Here is a 20044-nt window from a genome sequence, read left to right on the forward strand (position 1 = left end):
CGGGGATCTCCGTGACGCTGTCGCGGCCCGCGAGGAGGTTCTCCCAGAAGGCGTCCAGGTCGCGGGCGCCGGGGTAGCGGCCGGACATACCGACGACGGCGATGGCCGTGTCGTTCTCGACAGCCTCGGCAGCGCGAGCGGCCACGGGCTCGGGCTCGGGTCCGGGTCGATCCTCGGGCTCGGGCTCGGGTCCGGGTCGATCCTCGGGCTCGGGCTCGGGCTGCTGCATTCCGGGCTCGGTCGTGGGCTCCGTCCGGTCCGCGCCGACGAGCTCGGCCAGCTCCCGCGGCTGGGTGCGCAGGAAGTGGTCCACCAGGCCGTCGACGGTCCGCACCTCGAAGAACAGGGTGCTGCCCACGTTCCGCAGGACCTTGCGGACCGCGTCGGTGAGCTGCACGACGAGGATGGAGTCGATGCCGTAGCGCTCCAGCGGCACGTCGGCCTTGATGTCCGTGAGCGGCAGGCGCAGCGTGTCGGCGACCAGCCCGCGGAAGAAGTCGCGGGCCAGGTCGCGCAGCCGCGCGTCCCGGTCGGCGGTGTCGGCGGCGGTGCCGGCGGCGGGCGCCGGAGCGGGCGCGACGGCCGCCGTGGGGGCCGTCGCCGAAGCAGCCGGGGCCGGGACCGACGCGGCCGGGGCCGGCACCGGGGCCGGAGCGGTCCCCCGGAACGCCGTGGCCCCCTCCGGCCGCGGCTGGCGGATCGTGCCGTCGCTCTCCGCCACGATCACCTGCTGTCCCAGGTCGTCCGCGCCCTCGGCGGCGACGAAGGCGTGGCGCAGGCCGGTCTCGCCCAGGACGCGCTGCCAGTCGGCGGGCGCGAGGCCGGGCGAGCCCGCGATGCGGGGCGCGGGGTCGTCGTACCGCCACCAGCCCTCCAGCAGGCCGAAGGTGAGGTGACTGAAGAAGACGTTGTCGCTGAGCTCGTTGAGGAGCAGGACGCCGTGGGGGCGCAGGGCCGCCTTGACGTTGCGCAGGGTGGTGCGGATGTTGCGGGTGGCGTGCAGGACGTTGGTGGCGATCACGACGTCGAAGTCACCGGGCCGCACGGGCTGTCCGGCGAGCGGCCGCTCGATGTTCAGCAGCCGCTCGTCCAGGTACGGCGCCAGCTCCGCGTACTCCCTGCGCGCGTGCAGCAGGAAGGCCTTGGACAGGTCCGTGTAGCAGTAGGTCTCGACGTGGTCGCGCCACGGCGACAGCCGGCGGAAGACGACCGCGCTGGTGCCGCCGGTACCGGCGCCCACCTCCAGGATGCGCAGCCGGGCCGACGGGTCGGCGGCGAGCCTGCGGCGCAGGTAGTCCACGAGGGTGTCGGCGAGGACGTCGTTGAAGTAGTCGGCGACGGGGTTGTTCTTGTAGACGGACTCGACGAGCTTGAGCGAGGAGCCCGGGAACATCACGTCGGTCGCCGGACGGCGGCCGGTGAGGATGTCGGTCAGGGCGCGCAGCGTCGTGTCGACGAGGACGGCCTGGGCGCGCTTGGCCTCCTGCGCGTCCCACACCGCGCGGGCGGCGTCCCACTCCCGCCAGGCGGCGTCGAGGTCCACGGCCCGGGGTGCGGGGTCGGCCGCCGCGTACCGGCCGGCGCCGTCGTGCCGCAGGTACCCGGCCCCGGCCAGGGCGTGCAGCGTGTGCGCCGTCCAGCGCTCGTAGGCGTCGATGATGCCGCCGACGGCCCGCCACTCGGCGGCGGTGGCGGCCCGCGCGTCGCCGAAGAGCCCCAGCGACCGCAGCAGGGCCCAGGTGACGCGGATCAGCGCGTCGTGCATGGAGCCGGCGTGTCCGTCGGCCGCGACGCGCAGCCGCTCGATCTCGGCGCCGCGGTCGGGCCGCCCCTCGCGGAGGGCGCCGATCAGGGAGGGCGTGCGGGCGGGGAGCCGTTCCAGGGCGTCGTCGCCGTACAGGCCGTCGATGCTCCGCGCGTCCGTGGCCTTCAGCAGGGCGAGCTGCGGGTACGGGGAGGACAGCAGCGCGTCGTACGCGGCCATGCCCTCGTCCGGCTCGATGGAGGCCAGGCCCGCCCTGGTCATACGGCGCTGGTAGGCGTCGGCGGTGACGATGCCGACGCCCGCCCAGTAACCCCAGTTCATGACCTTGACCGGGCAGGCGAGGCGGGTGGCCAGGTGCTCCGCGTACGCGTCGGAGAAGGTGCAGCCGGCCGCGTAGTTGGCCTGTCCGGGCGCCTTGAAGAAGGCCTGCATGGAGGAGAAGAACGCGACGAAGCGGAGCGGCTGGCCGCCGAAGGCGTCAGCGAGGTTGACCGTCACGTCGGCCTTGGCGGCGTACGTCGTGCGGAAGCCGTCCTCGTCCATGCGGGCCAGGCTCCGGTCGCCCAGGACGATGGCCGTGTGCAGGACCGCGCGCACCGGACCGTGGCGCCGCACGATCTCCTCACAGGCGGCGCGCAGCGCGGCCGGGTCGGTGGCGTCGGCGCGCACGTAGTCCGGGCGCGGGCCGTGGGCGGCCAGCGCGGTGCGGCGCGCCTCGATGTCGTCGTCCAGCGGGCGGCGGCCCACCCAGACGACGCGGGCGCCGTGACGGCGCATCACGTGCTCGGTCCACACCGTGCCGATGCCGCCGGCGCCGCCGATGGCGACCACGACGTCACCGGGCCGCAGCGTCGCCTCACCGGCGTCGGTGTCCGTGCCGGTGTCCGGTTCCGTCAGCTCCAGCAGGCGCTGCCGGTACCACTCGCCGTTCCGGTGCGCCAGTGCCTCGCCGCGCGGGTCGGCGGGCAGGGCGAGCACCTCGTTCCAGGGGACGGGGACGCCCGCGGCCACATCGGCCACCCGGACCCGCCAGTGCGGGTACTCCTTGGCGACCGTGCCGAACAGGCCGTGGACGCCCGCGTGCGTCGGGTCCACCGCCGTGCCGCCGTCACCGTCCCCGTGGCCGTCACCGATGCCGGGGACGCGGCGCGTCTGGCGGGTGATCGCGGTCAGGCCCAGTTCGCGGGCGTCGGCGCCGTCCGCGAGCAGCGCCTTGACGAGGCGGAAGGCCGTCAGGACGGTGTCCGTCCCGCTGTCGGACCGGTCCGTGCCCCGCGCGTCCGGAGCCAGCCACACGGCGTGCTCGACGCCGTCCGGGAGCAGTGCGGCGAGCCGCTCGGCCGACATCGCGTCGCGCGGGTCGAGCACGGTGGTGTCCGGGTAGCGGCGGCGCACCTCGGCCTGCTCCTCCGGGGTGCCGCCGAGGAGCAGCAGCCGGGTCGCGGGGGCGGGCCAGACGGGGGCGTCGTCCCCGGCCGGCAGCGCGTCCCAGACGGGGGCCAGCAGCTGGGCGCGCGGCGCCTCGGGCTCCGTGCCCGTCGCCGTGTCCGTGGCCGTCGCCGTGGCCGTGTCCGTGCCCGTGCCCGTCGCCGTGCCCGTCGCCGTCGCCGTGGCCGTGCCCGTGCCCGTGCCCGTCGCCGTGCCCGTGCCCGTGCCCGTCGCCGTGCCCGTGCCCGTGCCCGTGCCCGTCACCGTGTCCGTGCCCGTGCCCGTCGCCGTCGCCGAGGGCTGGGCGACGCGGCGCGAGGTGTAGCCGCGCATCCGGACGCACAGGCGTCCCTCGTCGTCGTACACGTCGATGTCCGCCTTGACGACGCCGCGTCCCGCGGACGGGGCGAAGCCGTCGCTGTGGCGCAGGTGCGCCCACATGCGGTCGGTGGTCGGGGCGAGGACGTCGACCGTGTCCACCGCGAACGGCAGGGCCGGGGCGCCGGGACGCTCGTCCAGGGCGCCGGTCTCGTCGCCGTACAGGCCCACCACCGCCTGGACGGCGGCGTCGAGCATCGACGGGTGCAGGGCGAGGGTGCCGTCGTCGGCGGTTGCGGGCAGTACCAGCCGCGCGAGGACCTCGCCGTCGCCGACGGCCAGGGAGTCCAGCGCGCGCAGCCGCTCCCCGTGCCGGATGCCGACGGCGCCGAGGGCCGTGTAGCACTGCTGCCGGGTCAGGGTGTACCGCGTGCAGCGGGCGCGCAGCTCCTCGGGCCGCATCCGGCCGCCGGCCGGCGGCTCGGCGGAGGTCACGGCGCGTCCCTGGGCGTGCGCCTCGCGCGGGCCGGCGCCGGACCGCCGTACGCGGAAGGCGCCACGGCCGGTGTCGAGTTCGACGCGCAGTTCGGCACCGGCCGCCGCCTCGACGGGGAAGGGCGCCGGCCAGACGACGTCGCGCAGGCCGAACGGTGCGAAGGGCCCGGTCCCGGTCACCGCACGGCGCACCGCCTCCAGCGTCACCACGGCGGGCAGCACCGCACGGCCGCCGACGTGGTGGTCGGCCAGGAAGAACTCGCCGCCGGTGAGCGGCCAGCGGTGGGCGGCCGCCGGCCCACCGGTGACGTCCGCGGCGGGCGGGGGCGCCGACGAGCCGTCGGCCCAGTAGCTCTCCCGCTCGAACGGGTACGTCGGCAGCGGCACCACGCGGCGCGAGGCGGGCGGGAAGGCGGCGGTGAACCGCTCGGCCCGGCCCTCGACGTAGGCACGCGCCAGGGCGGCCGGCGCGGACGGCGCCTCGGCGGTGGCGGGCGCCGTCGTGCCGGGGACCTCGCCCTCCAGTACGGCGTCGCCGCCGTTGCCGGCGAGCCAGGCCCGCAGGCGGGTGGCGAGGGCCGGCAGGTCCGTCGCGACCACCGCCAGCCGGTGGCCGAAGTGGGCGCGGCCCGCGGCCAGCGTGTGGGCCACCGCGCCGGCGGGCAGGTCGGGTTCGGCGCCGATGTGGTCCAGCAGCCGTCGCGCCGCGGCGCGCAGCGCCCCGGGGGTGCGGGCGGACAGCAGGAAGGCGTGCTCGGTGCCGATGGGGGCGGGGGCCGGTCCGTCGGCGCGGACCGGGTACTCCTCCAGGACGACGTGCGCGTTGGTGCCGCTGGCGCCGAAGGAGCTGACGGCCGCGCGGCGCGGCCCGTGCGCGGGCGCGGGCCAGTCGCGGAGTTCGGTGTCGACGCGGAACGGGCTGCCCTCCAGGGCGATGCCCGGGTTGGGGGCGCGGAACAGCGGGGTGGGCGGCAACTGCCGGTGGTGCAGCGCGAGCAGGGCCTTGACGACTCCGGCGATGCCCGCGGCGAACTGGGTGTGCCCCAGGTTGGTCTTGATCGAGCCGAGCGCGCAGCCGCCCACCGGGGCGCCCTCGAACACGCGGCTGAGGGCACGGAACTCGATGGGGTCGCCGAGCGGGGTGCCGGTGCCGTGCGCCTCGACGTACTGGATGCCGCCCGGGACGACGCCGCTCTCCTCGTGCACCGCGCGCAGCAGCCGCTCCTGCGAGGCCGCGCTGGGAGCGGTGATGCCGTTGGTGGTGCCGTCCTGGTTGATGCCGGAGCCGCGGATCACACCGTAGACGTGGTCGCCGTCGCGTTCGGCGTCGGAGAGCCGCTTGAGCACCACGACACCGGCGCCCTCGCCGGGGACGAAGCCGTCGGCGTCCGCGTCGAAGCTGCGGCACCGGCCGGTCGGGGACAGCATCCCGGCGCGGTCGGCCGCGGGGTACAGCCGCGGGGTGGTCTGGATGAACACGCCGCCCGCCAGTGCCGTGTCGGCGGCGCCGGACCGCAGGTCGCGGCAGGCCAGGTGCAGGGCGACCAGGGAGCTGGAGCAGGAGGTGTCGACGGTGAGCGCGGGGCCCGTCAGGTCGAGGTGGTAGGCGATCCGGGAGGCCACCACCGAGCCCATCGTGCCCCACAGTCCCTGCGCGGGGGCGTCCCCGCCGAGGTGTTCGTGGTAGTCGCCGGCGTAACAGCCGACGTAGACGCCGCACCGCCGGCTGCGCAGCCGCTCACCGGTGTACCCGGCGTCCTCCAGCGCGTTCCAGCACTCCTCCAGGAAGATCCGCTGCTGCGGGTCCATGGCGGCCGCCTCGACGCCCGAGATACCGAAGAACACCGGGTCGAACAGGTCGATGCCGTCGACGAAGCTGCCCTCGCGGCACCGGACCCCGGGCGCGACGCGGTCGAGGTCCCACCGGGTCACCGGGCCGACGAGGTCGTCACCGGCGACGACGTGCCGCCACAGGGCGCGCGCGTCGGGCGCGTCGGCGAAGCGGGCGGCGAGACCGACGACGGCGACGGGCTCGTCGGCGTCCGCGTCGCCGCTGCCGCCGGCGTGGCCGTCGCCGTTCGCACGGGCCGCCGGTCCGGCCGGGCCCGCGTCGGCCGGCCGGCGCAGGGTGTCGCCGTACGTCTCCACGACGAAGCGGTGCATCCGCTCGACCGAGCCGTGGTCGAAGAGGTCGGTGGTCTCCAGGGCGGTGCCCAGCGTCTCGTTCAGCGTGTCGACCACGTTGACGCCGAGGATGGAGTCGAGTCCCAGGTCGGCGAACGGACGGCGGCGGTCGATCTCGTCGGCGGGCATCTGGAGGGCCTCGGCGACCGTCGTCAGGACGATCCGCTCGACCTGGTCCGCGTCGATCCGGGCAGCGGTGGGAGCGGGGATGCTCTCCGCGGAGGGGGTGGCGGACGTCGCGGGACCGAACCAGTAGCGCGGCCCCGCGAACGGGTACGTCGGCAGATGCAGCCGTGCCGGGACCCGGCCGCCCTCGTACAGCAGCGTCCAGTCCAGCGGCATGCCCTTGGCCCAGAACGCCGCCAGCCGCTCCCACTCGCCCCGCGCCGTCCACTCCTCGACCAGCCGGCGCACCTCGGGCCTGCCCGCGAGGGCGGCCCGGGTCTCCCCGGTCGCCCGCACCCGGCCCCGGCGCCAGGACCCGTCCTGGTCCCCGGCGAGGAAGGCGTCCAACTGCGCGCGCCACTCCCCCGCCGTCGCGGCGACGAAGCACACCCGCTCGTCCATCTCCTCGCGGCCGGTCTGGAGGGTGGCGGCGACGGCCCGCAGGTCGACGGGCTCCTCCGCCGCGTCGAGCCAGGCGGCGAGCTGCTCGGCGCGGGCCCGCAGCGCGTCCTGCGTACGGGCGGACAGCGGCAGCGGGACGGGACGGCCGTCGGCGGAGGGCCGGTTCTCCACGGACACGGAGGCCGAGGGCCGGTACTCGGCGAGGACGACGTGCGCGTTGGCCCCGCCCGCTCCGAAGGAGGACACGCCGGCCACGCGCGGGCGGCCGTCGGCGGGACGCGGCCACGGCGCGCGTTCCGTCTGCACGGTGAACGGCGTCGCGGCGAAGTCGATCTCCGGGTTCGGCGGGTCGGCGTGCAGGCTCGGCACCAGCTCGCCGTGGCGGAGCTGGAGCACGGCCTTGGTCAGGCCGGCGATGCCCGCGGCGGCCTCCAGGTGGCCGATGTTCGTCTTCACCGAGCCGATGGCGCACGCCGGCCGGCCGGCCGCGTCACCCCGCGCGGGGTCCGCGAAGGCCTGCGTCAGACCGTCGATCTCGATCGGGTCGCCGAGCCGGGTGCCGGTGCCGTGGGCCTCGATGTAGCCGACGTCGGCCGGGGACACGCCCGCCCGCTCCAGCGCCTCGCGGACCAGGGCGGCCTGGGCGCGCGGGTTGGGCACCGTGTAGCCGTTGCTGCGGCCGCCGTGGTTGACGCCGGAGCCGAGGATCACCGCGTGGATCGGGTCGCCGTCGGCCTCCGCCCGCGACAGCGGCTTGAGCAGGACGGTGCCCACGCCCTCGCCCGGTACGAAGCCGTCGCCGCCGGCGCCGAAGCTGCGGCAGTGGTCGCCGGAGGCGAGCATGCGCGAACGGCACAGGTCGACGTACGTGGACGGGTGCAGGTACAGGTTCACGCCACCGGCGATGGCCAGTTCGCAGGCGCCGCGGCGCAGTTGCTCGCAGGCCTCGTGCACGGCGGTGAGGGAGGCGGAGCACATGGTGTCGACCGGCATGCTCGGGCCGCGCAGGTCCAGCAGGTAGGAGACGCGGTTGGCGAGCGACGCGAAGGAGGTGCGGGGCGCGGGCGGCAGGTCGCCGTCGGCCCCGGCGGGACGGTGGCGGTCGAAGCCGGTCTTGGTGATGCCGGCGAAGACGCCCACGCGCGAACCGTGCTGTTCGGCCAGCCGGCGGGGCGTGTACCCGGCGTCCTCCAGCACGGCCCAGGCGGACTCGACGAACAGCCGCTCCTGCGGGTCCAGGTCGGCGGCGGTGCGCGGCGCGATGCCGAAGAACGCGTTGTCGAAGCGGTCGAAGTCGTCCAGGAACGCGCCCCACTTGCTGTAGCTGGCGCCCTGCCGTACGGCGCGCTGGGCGTCGGGCTCGTAGAAGCCGTCCAGCGGCCAGCGGTCGGCCGGGATCTCGCGCACGCTGTGGCGTCCGGCGCGCAGGTTGCGCCAGAACGTGGCGACGTCGGGGGCGTCGGGGTACCGGCCGCTGAGGCCGATGACGGCGATGGGCTCGTCGGCCGGGAGCGCCGGACGCGGCTCGGTGCTCCCGGTGGCGGGCGCGGGCCGGGGACGCTCGGCAGCGGCAGCCGGGGCCGGGGCCGGGGCCGCCGGGGTGGTGTCCGGTCCGTACAGCCAGCGACGGCAGCCCTCGGGGTGCTCATCGGCCAGGTACCCGGCCAGCTCCGACAGCGTCGGGTACTGGTACAGCAGCGACTTGGGCAGCGCGCCGAACCACTGCTCCAGGCGGCGGTTCAGGCGCGTGACCGCCAGCGAGTCGATGCCGAACGCGTCCAGCGGCGCGGTGGCGTCCAGCCGGGACGCGTCCAGCCGCAGCGTGGCCGCGAGCAGGTTCTTGACCTCCGTCAGCACACGCGCCCGCAGGCCGCCGTCCGCTGCCTCCACGCCGTCCGCTGCCCCCTCACCATGTCCCGCGTCCTCGCCGTGCCCCGGACCGGCCCCCTGCCGGTCGGCGACCAGCACGTGCGGGGCGTCCAGGCGCAGGGCGTCGTCCAGGGCGCGCAGGGCGGTGGCCGTGTCCAGCGGGTGACCGAAGCGCTCGGTGAGCTCCGGGACGTCGTCCGGGTCGGCGGTCATGCCGCCCTCGCGCCACAGCGGCCAGCCGACGGAGAGGCTGCGGCCGTGCCGCCGCCCGGCCGCCACGAGCTGCCGCCGGTGGGCCAGGTAGGCGTCCATGAAACCGTTGGCGGCGGCGTAGCCGGCCTGCCCGGCGTTGCCGAGCACGCCGCAGCCGGAGGAGAACGCCACGAGGAAGTCCAGTCGCAGGTGGGCGCTGGCCGCGTCCAGGTTCACCAGCCCCGCGACCTTGGGCGCCAGCACCCGCTGCAGATCGCGGTGGGTGCCGCGCACGACGTACCCGTCCCGCAGCAGCCCGGCCGCGTGGACGATGCCGTCGAGCCTGCCGTGCCGCCGTACCACGTCCTCGACCGCGTCCGCCACCGCGGCGGCGTCGGTGACGTCGGCGCGCAGGTACTCCGCCGCGCCGAGCCCCCGCAGGTCGACGTGGTCCGGCGCGGTGCGCCCGCACAGCACGAGCCGGGCGCCGGGGGCGTGCCGCGCGACGTGGGCGGCGAGCAGCCGTCCGATGCCGCCCGCGCCCCCGGTGACGAGGTACACGCCGCCGTGCCGCCACGTCGGGGCGGCGGGCGGTGCCGTGGGCCGTGTGGCGGGCTCCCACGTGGGCACCTGCCGGCGTCCGTCGGCGTAGCGCACGTGCGTGTCCTCGGCGCCGTACTCGGTCTCCAGCGCCCGGACCAGCTCCTCGGCCGCCGGCCACCGGTCGAACTCGACGATCTGCCCGGACACGGCCGGGTCCTCCAGGGCGGCGGTGCGCACCATGCCGAGCAGGCCCGCGTAGCCGTGCGGCCGGTCCGACGGACAGACGATCTGCACGACGCGCCGCTCGCGGTGCGGCTGCCCGAGGAGCCGCTGCAGTTCGCCGAAGAGGCGGGTGGCCGCCCGCTCGAAGGCCGCCGCCGGGCCGTCGCCCGCGCTGTCCACGCGGGCGAAGGACACGCCGCGCAGACGGTCGCGCACGGCCTTCTCCCGCGCCTCGTCGAGGTCGCAGAGGACGACCAGGCGCCTGGTGCCCGCGGGCGGTGCGGTCCGCCCGGTGCGGGGCCGGTCGTGCCAGCGCGGCGTGAGCAGGACGTTCCGGTCGGCGGGGGATCCCGGTGACTGCGGTGACCCCGGTGTGGGGGATGTGGTGTCCATGAAGTGCTTCCGTCCAGGAGAGAGGGGCTCGGGACCGGATCAGGACCGGTTGAGGGCGTCCAGGCCGGCGCGGTCGTCGAGCACCGCGTCGAGCGCCGCCGCGTAGGCGTGGGAATCGAAGGAGGATTCCGCGGGTGCCGCCGGTACGGGTGCGGCGGGAGCGGGCGGAACCGGTGCCGGCGGAACCGGTACGGGTGCGGCCTGTCCACGGGAGGGGGCCGGTACCCAGTACCGCTCGCGGGCGAAGAGGTGGCCGGGCAGGCGGACGACCCGTCGCCGCCCTCCGGGGTGCAGCAGCCGCCAGTCGACGGTCTCGCCCCGGCACCACGCGGCCGCGACGTCGTCCAGCCGCCGTTCGCGCAGCGCCCGCGCGACGTCGGGCGCCGGCTGCGGGTCGCGCTGCACGCCGGTGCCGCGGGAGCGGCGCAGGCTGCCCGTGTGCCACGGTACGGACGCGGTGCCGGGAGTGTCGCCGTCCGCGAACCGGCGCAGTACGTCGCGGATCCCGTCGACGTCGCGGGCGACGAAGGCCAGCCGCTCCTCCAGGGGCGCGCGGCCCGCCTGCAGGGTGAACGCCAGGTCGGCGGGGTCCGGCGCGCGGCCCTCGCTCAGGGCCCGGTCCAGGTGGTCGGCCAGGCGCCGGGCCTGGGCGCGCAGCCGTGTCCCGTCGGGGGCGGACAGCACGACGGCCTGCGGCTCGGCCGGGGACGGGGCCACCGGGAGCGCCGCGGGCGGTGCCTCGAGGACGACGTGGGCGTTGGCCCCGCCGAAGCCGAAGCTGCTGACGCCGGCGCGCAGCGGCAGGGTCCGGCCCTCGGCGTCCACGCGCCCGTGCCAGGGCCGCAGTTCGCGCACCACCTCGAAGCCGCCCTCGTCCAGGGGCAGGAGCGGGTTGAGGTCCGCGCAGTGCAGCGTCGGCGGCAGCTCGCCGTGGCGCATGGCGAGCAGCACCTTGAGCACACCGGCGAGTCCGGCCGCGGCCTCCAGGTGGCCGATGTTGGTCTTCACCGAGCCGAGCGCGCACGCCGGGGCGCGGCCGGTCGCCGGCGCCGGGGCGGTGCCGGCCGTCCGCGCGTCCCGGGCCTCGCGCAGGGTGCGGTACGCCCGGTGCAGCGCGTTGACCTCCACCGGGTCGCCGAGTCGCGTACCGGTGCCGTGGGCCTCGACGTAACCGATGCTGTCCGGGTCGATGCCCTGCATGGCCGACTCGATCAGCGCGGCCTGGGCGCGGCCGTTGGGCGCGGTGAGCGAGCCCGCGCGCCCGCCGTGGTTCTCGGCGCTGCCGATGACGACGCCCCAGATGGCGTCGCCGTCGCGCCGCGCCTGCTCCAGCGGCTTGAGCAGCACCGCGGCGACGCCTTCGCCGCGTACGTAACCGTCGGCCCGCTCGGAGAAGGTCTTGCAGCGGCCGTCGGGGCTGAGCATGCCGGACTCCTGCGTGGAGACGAAGGTGTCCACGCTGAGCAGCAGGTTGACGCCACCGGCGATGGCCATGTCGCACCGTCCGCCGCGAATGCTCTCCACGGCGCGGTGCAGTGCGACCAGGGAGCTGGAGCAGGCGGTGTCGACCGGCTCGCTGGGCCCGTGCACGTCCAGCAGGAACGAGATCCGGTTGGCCAGGATCGAGTGGGCGTTGCCGGTGGCGGTGTAGCCGTCCGGGGCGACGCCGGAGGCGTTGAGCAGGTGGTGGTAGTCGTTGCCCGACACGCCGAAGAAGACGCCGGTGTTCTCCGGCAGCCGGGCGGGGGCGTAACCGCCGTCCTCCAGCGCGGCCCACACGGTCTCCAGGGCGAGCCGCTGCTGCGGGTCCATCAACTCGGCCTCCAGGCGCGAGAGATGGAAGAAGTCGGCGTCGAAACGGTCCACGTCGTCCAGGCGCCCCGCCCACTTGGGGAAGTCCGCCCGCCGTACGGTCTCGGCGTACCCGCCGTCGAAGCGGTCCCCGGGATAGGGCCCGACCAGATCGGCGCCCTCGCGCAGCCGGGCCCAGAACTCCTCCAGGTCGCCCGCACCGGGGAAGCGTCCGGCGGCACCGACGATGGCGACCGCGTTCCGGTCCTCGTGCTCCGGCGCGGGCCCGGCGACCGGTGCGGAGACCCGCACCGGCTCGACGGGGGGCTGCGGTTCCGGGGTGCCCCGCAGGCGGTCGCCGTACTGCTCGGTCAGGTACTCGCTCAGGCTGCGGATGTCGGGGCACTCGAAGAAGAGCGTGGGGGTGATGTCCGTGCCGAGCGAGGCGTTGACCTCCGTGGCGAGGCCGGCCAGCGCGATCGACTCGAAGCCGTAGGCGGAGAACTGCGTGTCGGCGTCGATCTCCGCCAGGTCGAACTTGAGCAGGTCGGCGACGATCCGGCGCAGCGTCTCCACCAGCGCACCGCTCTCGCCGGGCGCCGCGGTCGTCGCGGGCGGACCGGTCACCGGGATCGCCGCGGGCGGCACGGTCGTCGTGGGCGCCACGGTCGTCATGGACGCCGCAGTCGTCGTGGACGTCGGGGCGGGCGGCACGGTCGTCGTGGGCGCCGCAGTCGTCATGGGCGCCGCAGTCGTCGTGGACGTCGGGGCGGCCGGCGTGGGTGCCGCCGCCGGGGCGCCCTCGGTGCCCAGGGCCCCGGACAGCGGACGGGCGCCGAAGAGCACGTCGGTCAGCCGCCCCAGCACCTCTCCCCGGTCGTCGAGGAGCGTCGCCCCGATCCGCCACGACTCACCGTGCAGCTCCCGGTCGACGACCACCGCCCGGGTACGGGTGAGGTCCTGGCCGTGGAGCGAGCCGAGGGCGGACGGTGCGAGGTCACCGGCGGCGCCCTGCCCTGCCGCCGCGGCCGGGTCCGCCGTCGCGTGCAGGTACATCACGCCCTGGGTGAGGCCGGTGAGCAGCCAGGCAGGCAGGCGCACGCGCCGCTTGTGCGGGTCCTGGCACCGGTCCGGCTCCCCGATCCGCAGCAGCAGGCGGCCGCCGTCCAGGACGGTGGCGCCCGCCACGGAGCGCACGTACGGGTGGGCGTCGACGCCGGCCTCGGCGAGCCGGGCGTAGAACGCCTCGCCGTCCAGCGTCGCGGGCAGCTGTGCGAGGCCGGGCAGCGGTGCCTCCCGGGGCTCCGGTGCGGCGGCCACCACGTCGGCGTGGAAGCGGAGCGTGGGCCGCTCCTCGCCGGCGCCGACCTGCCACAGCTCGACGCGGTACCGGCCGTCGGCGTCGGCCGTGCCGAGCCGCCACTCCAGCTCCACCGGGTCGTCGGCGGGAGCGGGCAGCGCGCCCCACCGCGCGTTCTCGACGCGGAAGGGCCCCGCGCCGAGCCCGGCCAGCTCGGCGAAGGCGGCCGCCGCGTCCACCAGCGCCAGGGTGACGTAGCGGCGGGTACGGCCGGAGGTGTGCACGTAGTCGAGGAGTTCGTCACCGCGCAGGGTCAGGGCGTGGCGGACCCCGCGCAGGTCGGAGTGGTTGGTGCCGATCCACGGGTGGGCGCGCCGGGCGAAGGCCAGGGGGTTGAGCACGCTGGGCGCGTCCTCGTGGCCGGGGTACCAGCAGCGCACCTTCTCGAAGGGGTACGCGGGCAGGGACAGCTTGGCCGGGCGGGTACCCGCGGGCCACAGGCGGTCCCAGTCGAGGGCGGCGCCCCCGGTCCAGTACGCCGCGAGGTCGTCGAGCCGCCTGCCGTCCAGGGCCTGTTCGACGGCGGCGGGGTCGGCGGCGCGCCGCCTCCGCAGGACGCTCGCGGTGTAGTGCACGCCGTCGGGGAGCACCGGTGCGGCCGTCGTCCCCGCCGTCCAGTCGAGGGCGCTGAGGCGCTCCAGCAGGCGCGTGGCCTCCGCCGTGTCCGCGGCCACGAAGGCGAGCCGGCACGGCAGTTCGTTCTTGCCGGTCTGCAGGCCGTACGCGAGGGCGTCCAGGGAGGGCGCCGTGTCGCGGACGTAGGCGTGCAGGTCGCCCAGGACGGTGCCGAGGACGGCGGGCGTCATGGCGGAGAGGACCAGCAGCTGCGGGCGGCCGCTGTCGGGCGCGGCGGTGACCGGGCCGGTGTGCTCCTCGACGACGATGTGGACGTTCGCGCCGCCCGCGCCGATCGAGGTGACGCCCGCCCTGAGCGGTGCCTCGGCCGTGCCGCCGCCCGCCACCGGGACGCGCGGCCGACGCCACTCCTCCAGGTTCCGCTGGACCGTGAACGGGGTCGTGCCGAAGTCGATGGACGGGTTGGTGGTCTCGGAGTGCAGGGACGGCACCAGGGTGCGGTGTTTGAGCTGCAGCAGCACCTTGGTCAGCCCGACCAGGCCGGAGCCGGACAGCAGGTGCGCGACGTTCGACTTGACCGAGCCGAGGGCGCAGAACCCGGTGTCCTTCGTGTCCCGGGCGAAGGCCTGGCTCGCGCCCTTGATCTCGATGGGGTCGCCCAGTGCCGTGGCCGAGCCGTGGCCCTCCAGGTAGCTGATGGTGCGGGCGTCGACGCCCGCGTCGTCCAGCGCCTTCTCGATGGCCCTCGCCTGCTGGCGCGGGCTGGGCACGGTGAAGCCGTTGCGCACACCGGCGTTGGTCATGCCGGTGCCCTTGATCACACCGTAGACGTGGTCGCCGTCGGCGACGGCCTCGGCGAGCGGCTTCAGCACGACGGCGCCCACGCCCTCGCCGAGGACGGTGCCGTCGGCGCCGACGCCGTAACTGCGCACGACCTCGGCCGACTTCGACGTGAAGTGCGCCTGCGAAGTGGCGATCAGGTCGTACGGGTGCAGCATCAGGTTGAGGCCGCCCACGACCATCATGCGGCACTCCCCCTCGCGCAGCATGCGCACCGCCTGGTGCACACAGGCCGAGGACGAGGCGCACATGGCGTCGAGGAAGACGGACGGTCCGGTGAACCCGTAGTGGTACGACAGCATGTTGGCGATCACGCCGATCTCGCTGCCGCTGGTCACCGAGCCGCGCTGGAGCATGTTCTGGAAGCCGTACAGCGCGTAGCTGTTGTTCATCGAGCCGACCAGGACGCCGACGTCGCCGTCGTAGCGGCGGCGCAGCGTCTCCTTCGAGTAGCCGGCGTCCTCCAGCGCCGTGACGCCCGCCTGGAGGAACAGGCGGACCTCCGGCGAGAGGAGTTCGGCGTCGCGCTGGGAGATGGAGAAGTAGCGGGGGTCGAAGGCGTCGATGTCCCGCAGGAAGGTGCCGGTGCGGACCACCGTCTTGCCGAGCACGTCGCGCTCGTCGTGGTGGAGGTCGCTGTGCCGCCAGCGGTCCTCCGGCACCGGCTCGAAGCTGTGGCGGCCCTCGCTGAGCAGCTCCCAGAACTCCTCCAGGGTGTCGGCGCCGGGGTAGCGCCCGGCCATGCCGACGACGGCGATGTCGTGGTGGCCGGGGTCGGCGGGGGTGCGCGGGGTGGCGGTGACCGGCGCGACCGTCGTACGCCCGGCGACCCCGGCGACCCCGGCGACCTCGGTGGCCTCGGTGGCCTCGGTGGCCTGAGGGGTGGTGGTCGGTCGGTCGGCGGCGGGTGTCCCGACGGCCGTCACGGGCGTCGGCTCGGCCGGGGCCGGTGCGGCCGGGGCCAGCAGTTCCTGGAGGCGGGCGCGGTGCTCCGCGACGAAGTAGTCCGCCACGCCCCGCAGGTCGACGTACTCGAAGAACAGCGTCTTCGGCAGCGAACCGAAGTCGTCCTCCAGCCGGCTGGTGACGTCGACGATGGCGATGGAGTCGATGCCGTACTGCTCCAGCTGCTCGTCGGCCCGGATGGTGTCCGGGTCCTGGAGGGTGACCTCGGCGAACACCTGCCGCAGGTAGTCCTGGGTCCGGGTGCGCAGCTCCCGCTCGCCGAGTTCCGCACCGGCAGCGGTGACGGGCGCGGGGGCGGGCGTCGTGGGGGCGGCGCCGGCGGCCTCGTCCAGCCCGGCGTACCCGCGCAGCTTCGCCTCGTCCCCGAAGAGCACCGCACGGCGCACGGTCCCCCCGGTGCGCAGGGCGCGCTCCAGCGCGTCGAGGCCGGCCTCGGTGGGCAGCGGGACGGTGCCGGTGCGCTTGCGCAGGTACGCGAGGCTGGCGCCGTCCACGCGCATGCCGCCCTCCGCCCACAGCGGCCACTCCACGACGCGCAGCACACGGTCCTCGTCCGGGTGGGTCACGGCGAAGGAGCCGAGGAAGGCGTTGGCCGCGGCGTAGTCGGTCTGCGCGGCGTTGCCGAACGCGCCGGCCACGGAGCCGAACAGCATCAGGAAGTCCAGGCCCGCGTCACGGGTCGCGGCCTCGATGTGCGCCGTGCCGTCGACCTTGGGCGCCAGCACCGCGGCGGTCCGCGCGGGCGGCTTGGCCACGAGGTACCCGTCGTCCAGGACGCCCGCGGCGTGGAACACGCCGTCGAGCCGCCCGAACCGTGCGCGGATACCGGCGACGGCGTCCCGCACGCTGTCCGCGTCGGTGACGTCCGCCGGCCGGTGGACGACCTCGCCCGGCAGACCGGCGAGTTCGGCGCGCAACCGGTCGGCGTCGGCGCTCCGCGGCGACCTGCCGCCGAGGACGACGGTGGCGCCGTACCGCCGCACCAGGCGTTCGGCCAGCAGCCTGCCGATACCGCCGGCGCCGCCGGTGATCCAGTACACGCCGCCCTCGCGCAGCAGGGTCTCCCCGCCGTCCGTGGCACCGTCCAGTTCGGCGGTCGTGCAGCGCGTGCGCCGGTCCCGGGCGTCCCAGGCGGACTCCGCGCCGTCGTCGGCCGCCGCCTCCGCGCGGACGACGCGCTCGAAGCGGGCGCCGTCGCCCGGGTCGAGACCGTCGACGAGCACCAGCCTGCCGCGCAGGGACGGGTCCTCCTGCCCGGCGCTCTTCAGCAGGGCGGCGAGGGGGGCGTACACCGGTGAGTCCGGCGCGCCGGGCGCGACGACCAGGACGTGCCGGCCGGTGGAGCCGCGGTTGCCGAGGAGGGTGCGCAGGTGCGCGTAGCAGGCGTCGAAGGCGGCTTTGGTGGCGGTGGCCAGGTCGGCGTCCGCGTCCTGCGGTGACGGGGCGTGCGGGAGGGGCAGGATGTCGGCGCCGAGCCGGGCGGCGACGTCCGGGACGTACGCCTCGTCGAGGGCCGCGTTGAGGACGACGAGCGGGGCGGCCGGGCGGGACGGGGCGGCGGCGGCCGGTGCCTCGCGCCAGACACGGGTGACCTCGATGAGCGTGCCGTCCGCCGCGGCCCGGGAGGGGAGGGTCTCCTGCGGGGCGGACGCCGACGGGGCGGACGCCGCGGACGCCAGCGGGCGCGCGGTGTACCCGCGCAGCCGTACGCACAGCCGTCCGGTCTCGTCGTACAGGTCCACGTCGAGCCTGGGCAGGTCCGGGCGGTGGCCGGCGCCGGGCCGCAGCCACGCCCATGTCACCGGGGTCGTCGCCGCGTGTGCCTCCAGCGTGTCCAGGGCGAACGGCACTTCGGGCGCCGTCGGCCGCCGCCAGCCGTGACCGCCCGCACCGTCACCGCCCGCACCGTCACCGCCCGCACCGTCACCGCCCGCACCGTCACCGCCCGCGCCGACGGCGAGCGCCGCCTGCAGGGCGGAGTCGAGGATCGCCGGCTGCAGGGTGACTCCGGACGGGGCGCCCGCGGCGGGCAGCACCAGCCGTGCCAGGACGCCGTCCGGTCCCGCGTACACGGCGTCGAGACCGCGCAGGGCGGCGCCGTGCTCGACGCCGCCGGCGCGGAGGGCGGCGTAGCCCGCCGCGGGATCGAGGGCGCGGGGGCACGCGTCGCGCAGGGCGGTGAGGTCGGCCTGCTCCTCGGTGAGGCCGGCCTCCTCGACACGGCCGCGGGCGCAGGTCGTGCCGGACGCGTCGACGACCGTGTAGTCGCCGTCGGCGTCCAGGCGCAGTTCGGCGCGGAGTCCGGATCCGTCGACCTTCAGCGGGCGGACCCACACCGCGTTGCGGACGCGCGGCCGTGCGTCCGGACGGCCCGCGTCGGCGGCGATCCGCCGGGCCGCGGCGGTGACCAGCTCCAGGACCATCACACCCGGCACGATCCGCTCGCCGCCCACCACATGGTCGCGGACGAAGCCGTGGCCGGCGTCGAAGCGCAGCGGGAAGCGCCACTGTCCGTCGTCCGCCCGCCGGCCCTCGCCGAGCGGCGGGTCGGGCTCCGTGTCCGTGTCCGTGGCCGGCTGCCGGGTCGCCGCCGCCGGGGCGGTCGCCTCGAACCAGTGCGGGGTGCGGGCGAAGGCGTACCCCGGCAGGTGCAGGCGCCGGCCCTCGCCCGGCCACTGCGACCAGTCCACCGGCAGTCCCCGGGCCCAGGCCGCCGCGAACTTGGCGAACCGGCCCTCCTCCAGCCAGCGCGCGCCCAGCGCGACGAGGTCCTCGGCGTCCAGCACGCCGTGCGCCGCGCTGTCGGCGTCGGCCTCCGCGCGGCCGCGCGGGGCCTCCTCGGGGAGCTCGCCGTCGGACGCGAAGCGCTCCAGCTGCTCGGCCCACGCCGCCAGGCCGGCGGCCCGGAAGACGACGCGCTCGCGCATCGGCACCCGGCCCTCGCGCAGGGTGTGCGCGATGTCGGCCAGGTCCGGCGGCGTGTCCTCGGCGAGCCGTGCGCGCGCCCAGCGCGCGAGGGAGCCGCAGGTCGCCCGCAGGCGCTCCGTGTCGCGCGCGGACACCGGCAGCCACTGCTCCGCCGGCTCGGCACCGGCGGCCCGGGCGGACCCGGCCCCGGTGCGCGGCGGCGACTCCAGCAGTACGTGGGCGTTGGTGCCGCCGAACCCGAAGGAGCTGACGCCCGCGCGCAGGGGGGCGGACGCGTCGCCGGTGTCCCAGTCCGTCAGCCGGTCCACGATGTGGAAGGGGCTGTCGTCGAGCTTGATCAGCGGGTTGAGGCGCCGGAAGCCGACCGTCTCCGGCAGCTTGCGGTGGCGCATCGAGGCGATGACCTTGAGGATGCCCGCGACGCCCGCGGCGCCCTCCAGGTGACCGATGTTCGTCTTCACCGAGCCGATGCCGCACCGGTGCGCGGAAGACGGTCCTGCCGTGTCGCCGCCGTCGCCGTCCCGCAGCTCGGCGAAGGCCTGCTTGAGCCCGCGCACCTCGATGGGGTCGCCGATCCGCGTGCCCGTGCCGTGCGCCTCGATGTAGCTCACCGTCTCCGGCGCGACGCCGGCCCGGCGGTAGACGTCGGCGATCAGTTCGGCCTGCGCGGCCGGGTTGGTCACCGTCAGCGACGACGTCCGTCCGCCGTGGTTGCTGCCGACGCCCTTGACGAGCGCGTGGACGGGGTCGCCGTCGCGTACGGCGTCCGCGGCGCGCCGGAGCAGCAGCACGCCCCCGCCCTCGCCGCGCACGTACCCGCCGGCGTCGGCGTCGAAGGCCCGGGAGCGGCCGTCGCGGGAGAGCATGCCCGCCTTGCTGAAGGCGACGAAGTGGCGCGGCGACCAAACCAGGTTGACGCCGCCCGCGAGCGCGTAGTCGCAGTCCCCGGCGAGCAGGGCCTGCACCGCCTGCTGGACGGAGACCAGCGAGCTGGCGCACGCGGTGTCGTTGACGACGCTGGGGCCGCGGAAGTCGAAGTGGTGGGAGACGCGGTTGGCGATGATCGCGTAGGCGGTGCCCGTGGGGTAGTAGGCGTCGATCTCCGCGACCTGCTGTTCGATCAGCTCGGCGTAGTCCCAGTGGCACACGCCCATGAACACACCGGTGCGCGAGCCCGCCAGCCGGTCGGCGCGGTACCCGGCGTCCTCCAGCGCGTGCCAGCTCAGTTCGAGGGCCAGGCGCTGCTGCGGGTCCATGGACCGCACCTCGCGCGGCGACAGCCGGAAGAACTCCGCGTCGAAGCAGTCGATGTCGTCGACGAAGCCGCCCCAGACGCTGCTGGTCCTGTTGAACTCGCGCCGCGGGTCGCCCGCGTACTCCTCCTTGCGCCACCGCTTGGCCGGCACCTCGCCGATCAGCGAGCGGCCCTCGGCCAGGTGGTCCCAGAACTCGTCCATCGTGTCCGCCCGCGGCAGGCGCAGGGAGGCGCCGACGACGGCGATGTCGCGCTCGTTCGTACCGGTGGTGCTGCTGGAAGTGGTGTCGCTGCTGGAAGTGGTGTCGCTGCTGGAAGACATGTCCGCCTCGTGCATGGTGCCGCTCTCCGT

Annotated in this window: 2 protein-coding genes (1 of these 2 cut by a window edge); both read right to left on the reverse strand. The window is 75.9% G+C overall.

Going from position 1 to position 20044, the window contains the following annotated elements; genetic code table 11:
- Positions 1-9976, reverse strand: partial view of an SDR family NAD(P)-dependent oxidoreductase gene (locus IEZ04_RS21865; protein ID WP_189218625.1) — the 5' portion only. Its footprint begins 15536 nt before the window's first position; only the first 9976 of its 25512 coding nucleotides appear in the window; it begins with the start codon at positions 9974-9976; its stop codon lies beyond the left edge, outside the window.
- Between the two features lie 39 nt (positions 9977-10015).
- The gene (locus IEZ04_RS21870) at positions 10016-20014 is read right to left on the reverse strand and encodes an SDR family NAD(P)-dependent oxidoreductase (RefSeq protein WP_189218626.1); all 9999 of its coding nucleotides are present in this window, start codon (positions 20012-20014) and stop codon (positions 10016-10018) included.
- Positions 20015-20044: the final 30 nt, after the last annotated feature.

The organism is Streptomyces ruber (assembly GCF_014648075.1).
GTDB lineage: Bacteria > Actinomycetota > Actinomycetes > Streptomycetales > Streptomycetaceae > Streptomyces > Streptomyces ruber.

Bases quoted from the DNA above. Each gene is read 5' to 3' on its own strand.
- IEZ04_RS21870 (WP_189218626.1), bottom strand. From the start codon at position 20,014: ATGTCTTCCAGCAGCGACACCACTTCCAGCAGCGACACCACTTCCAGC.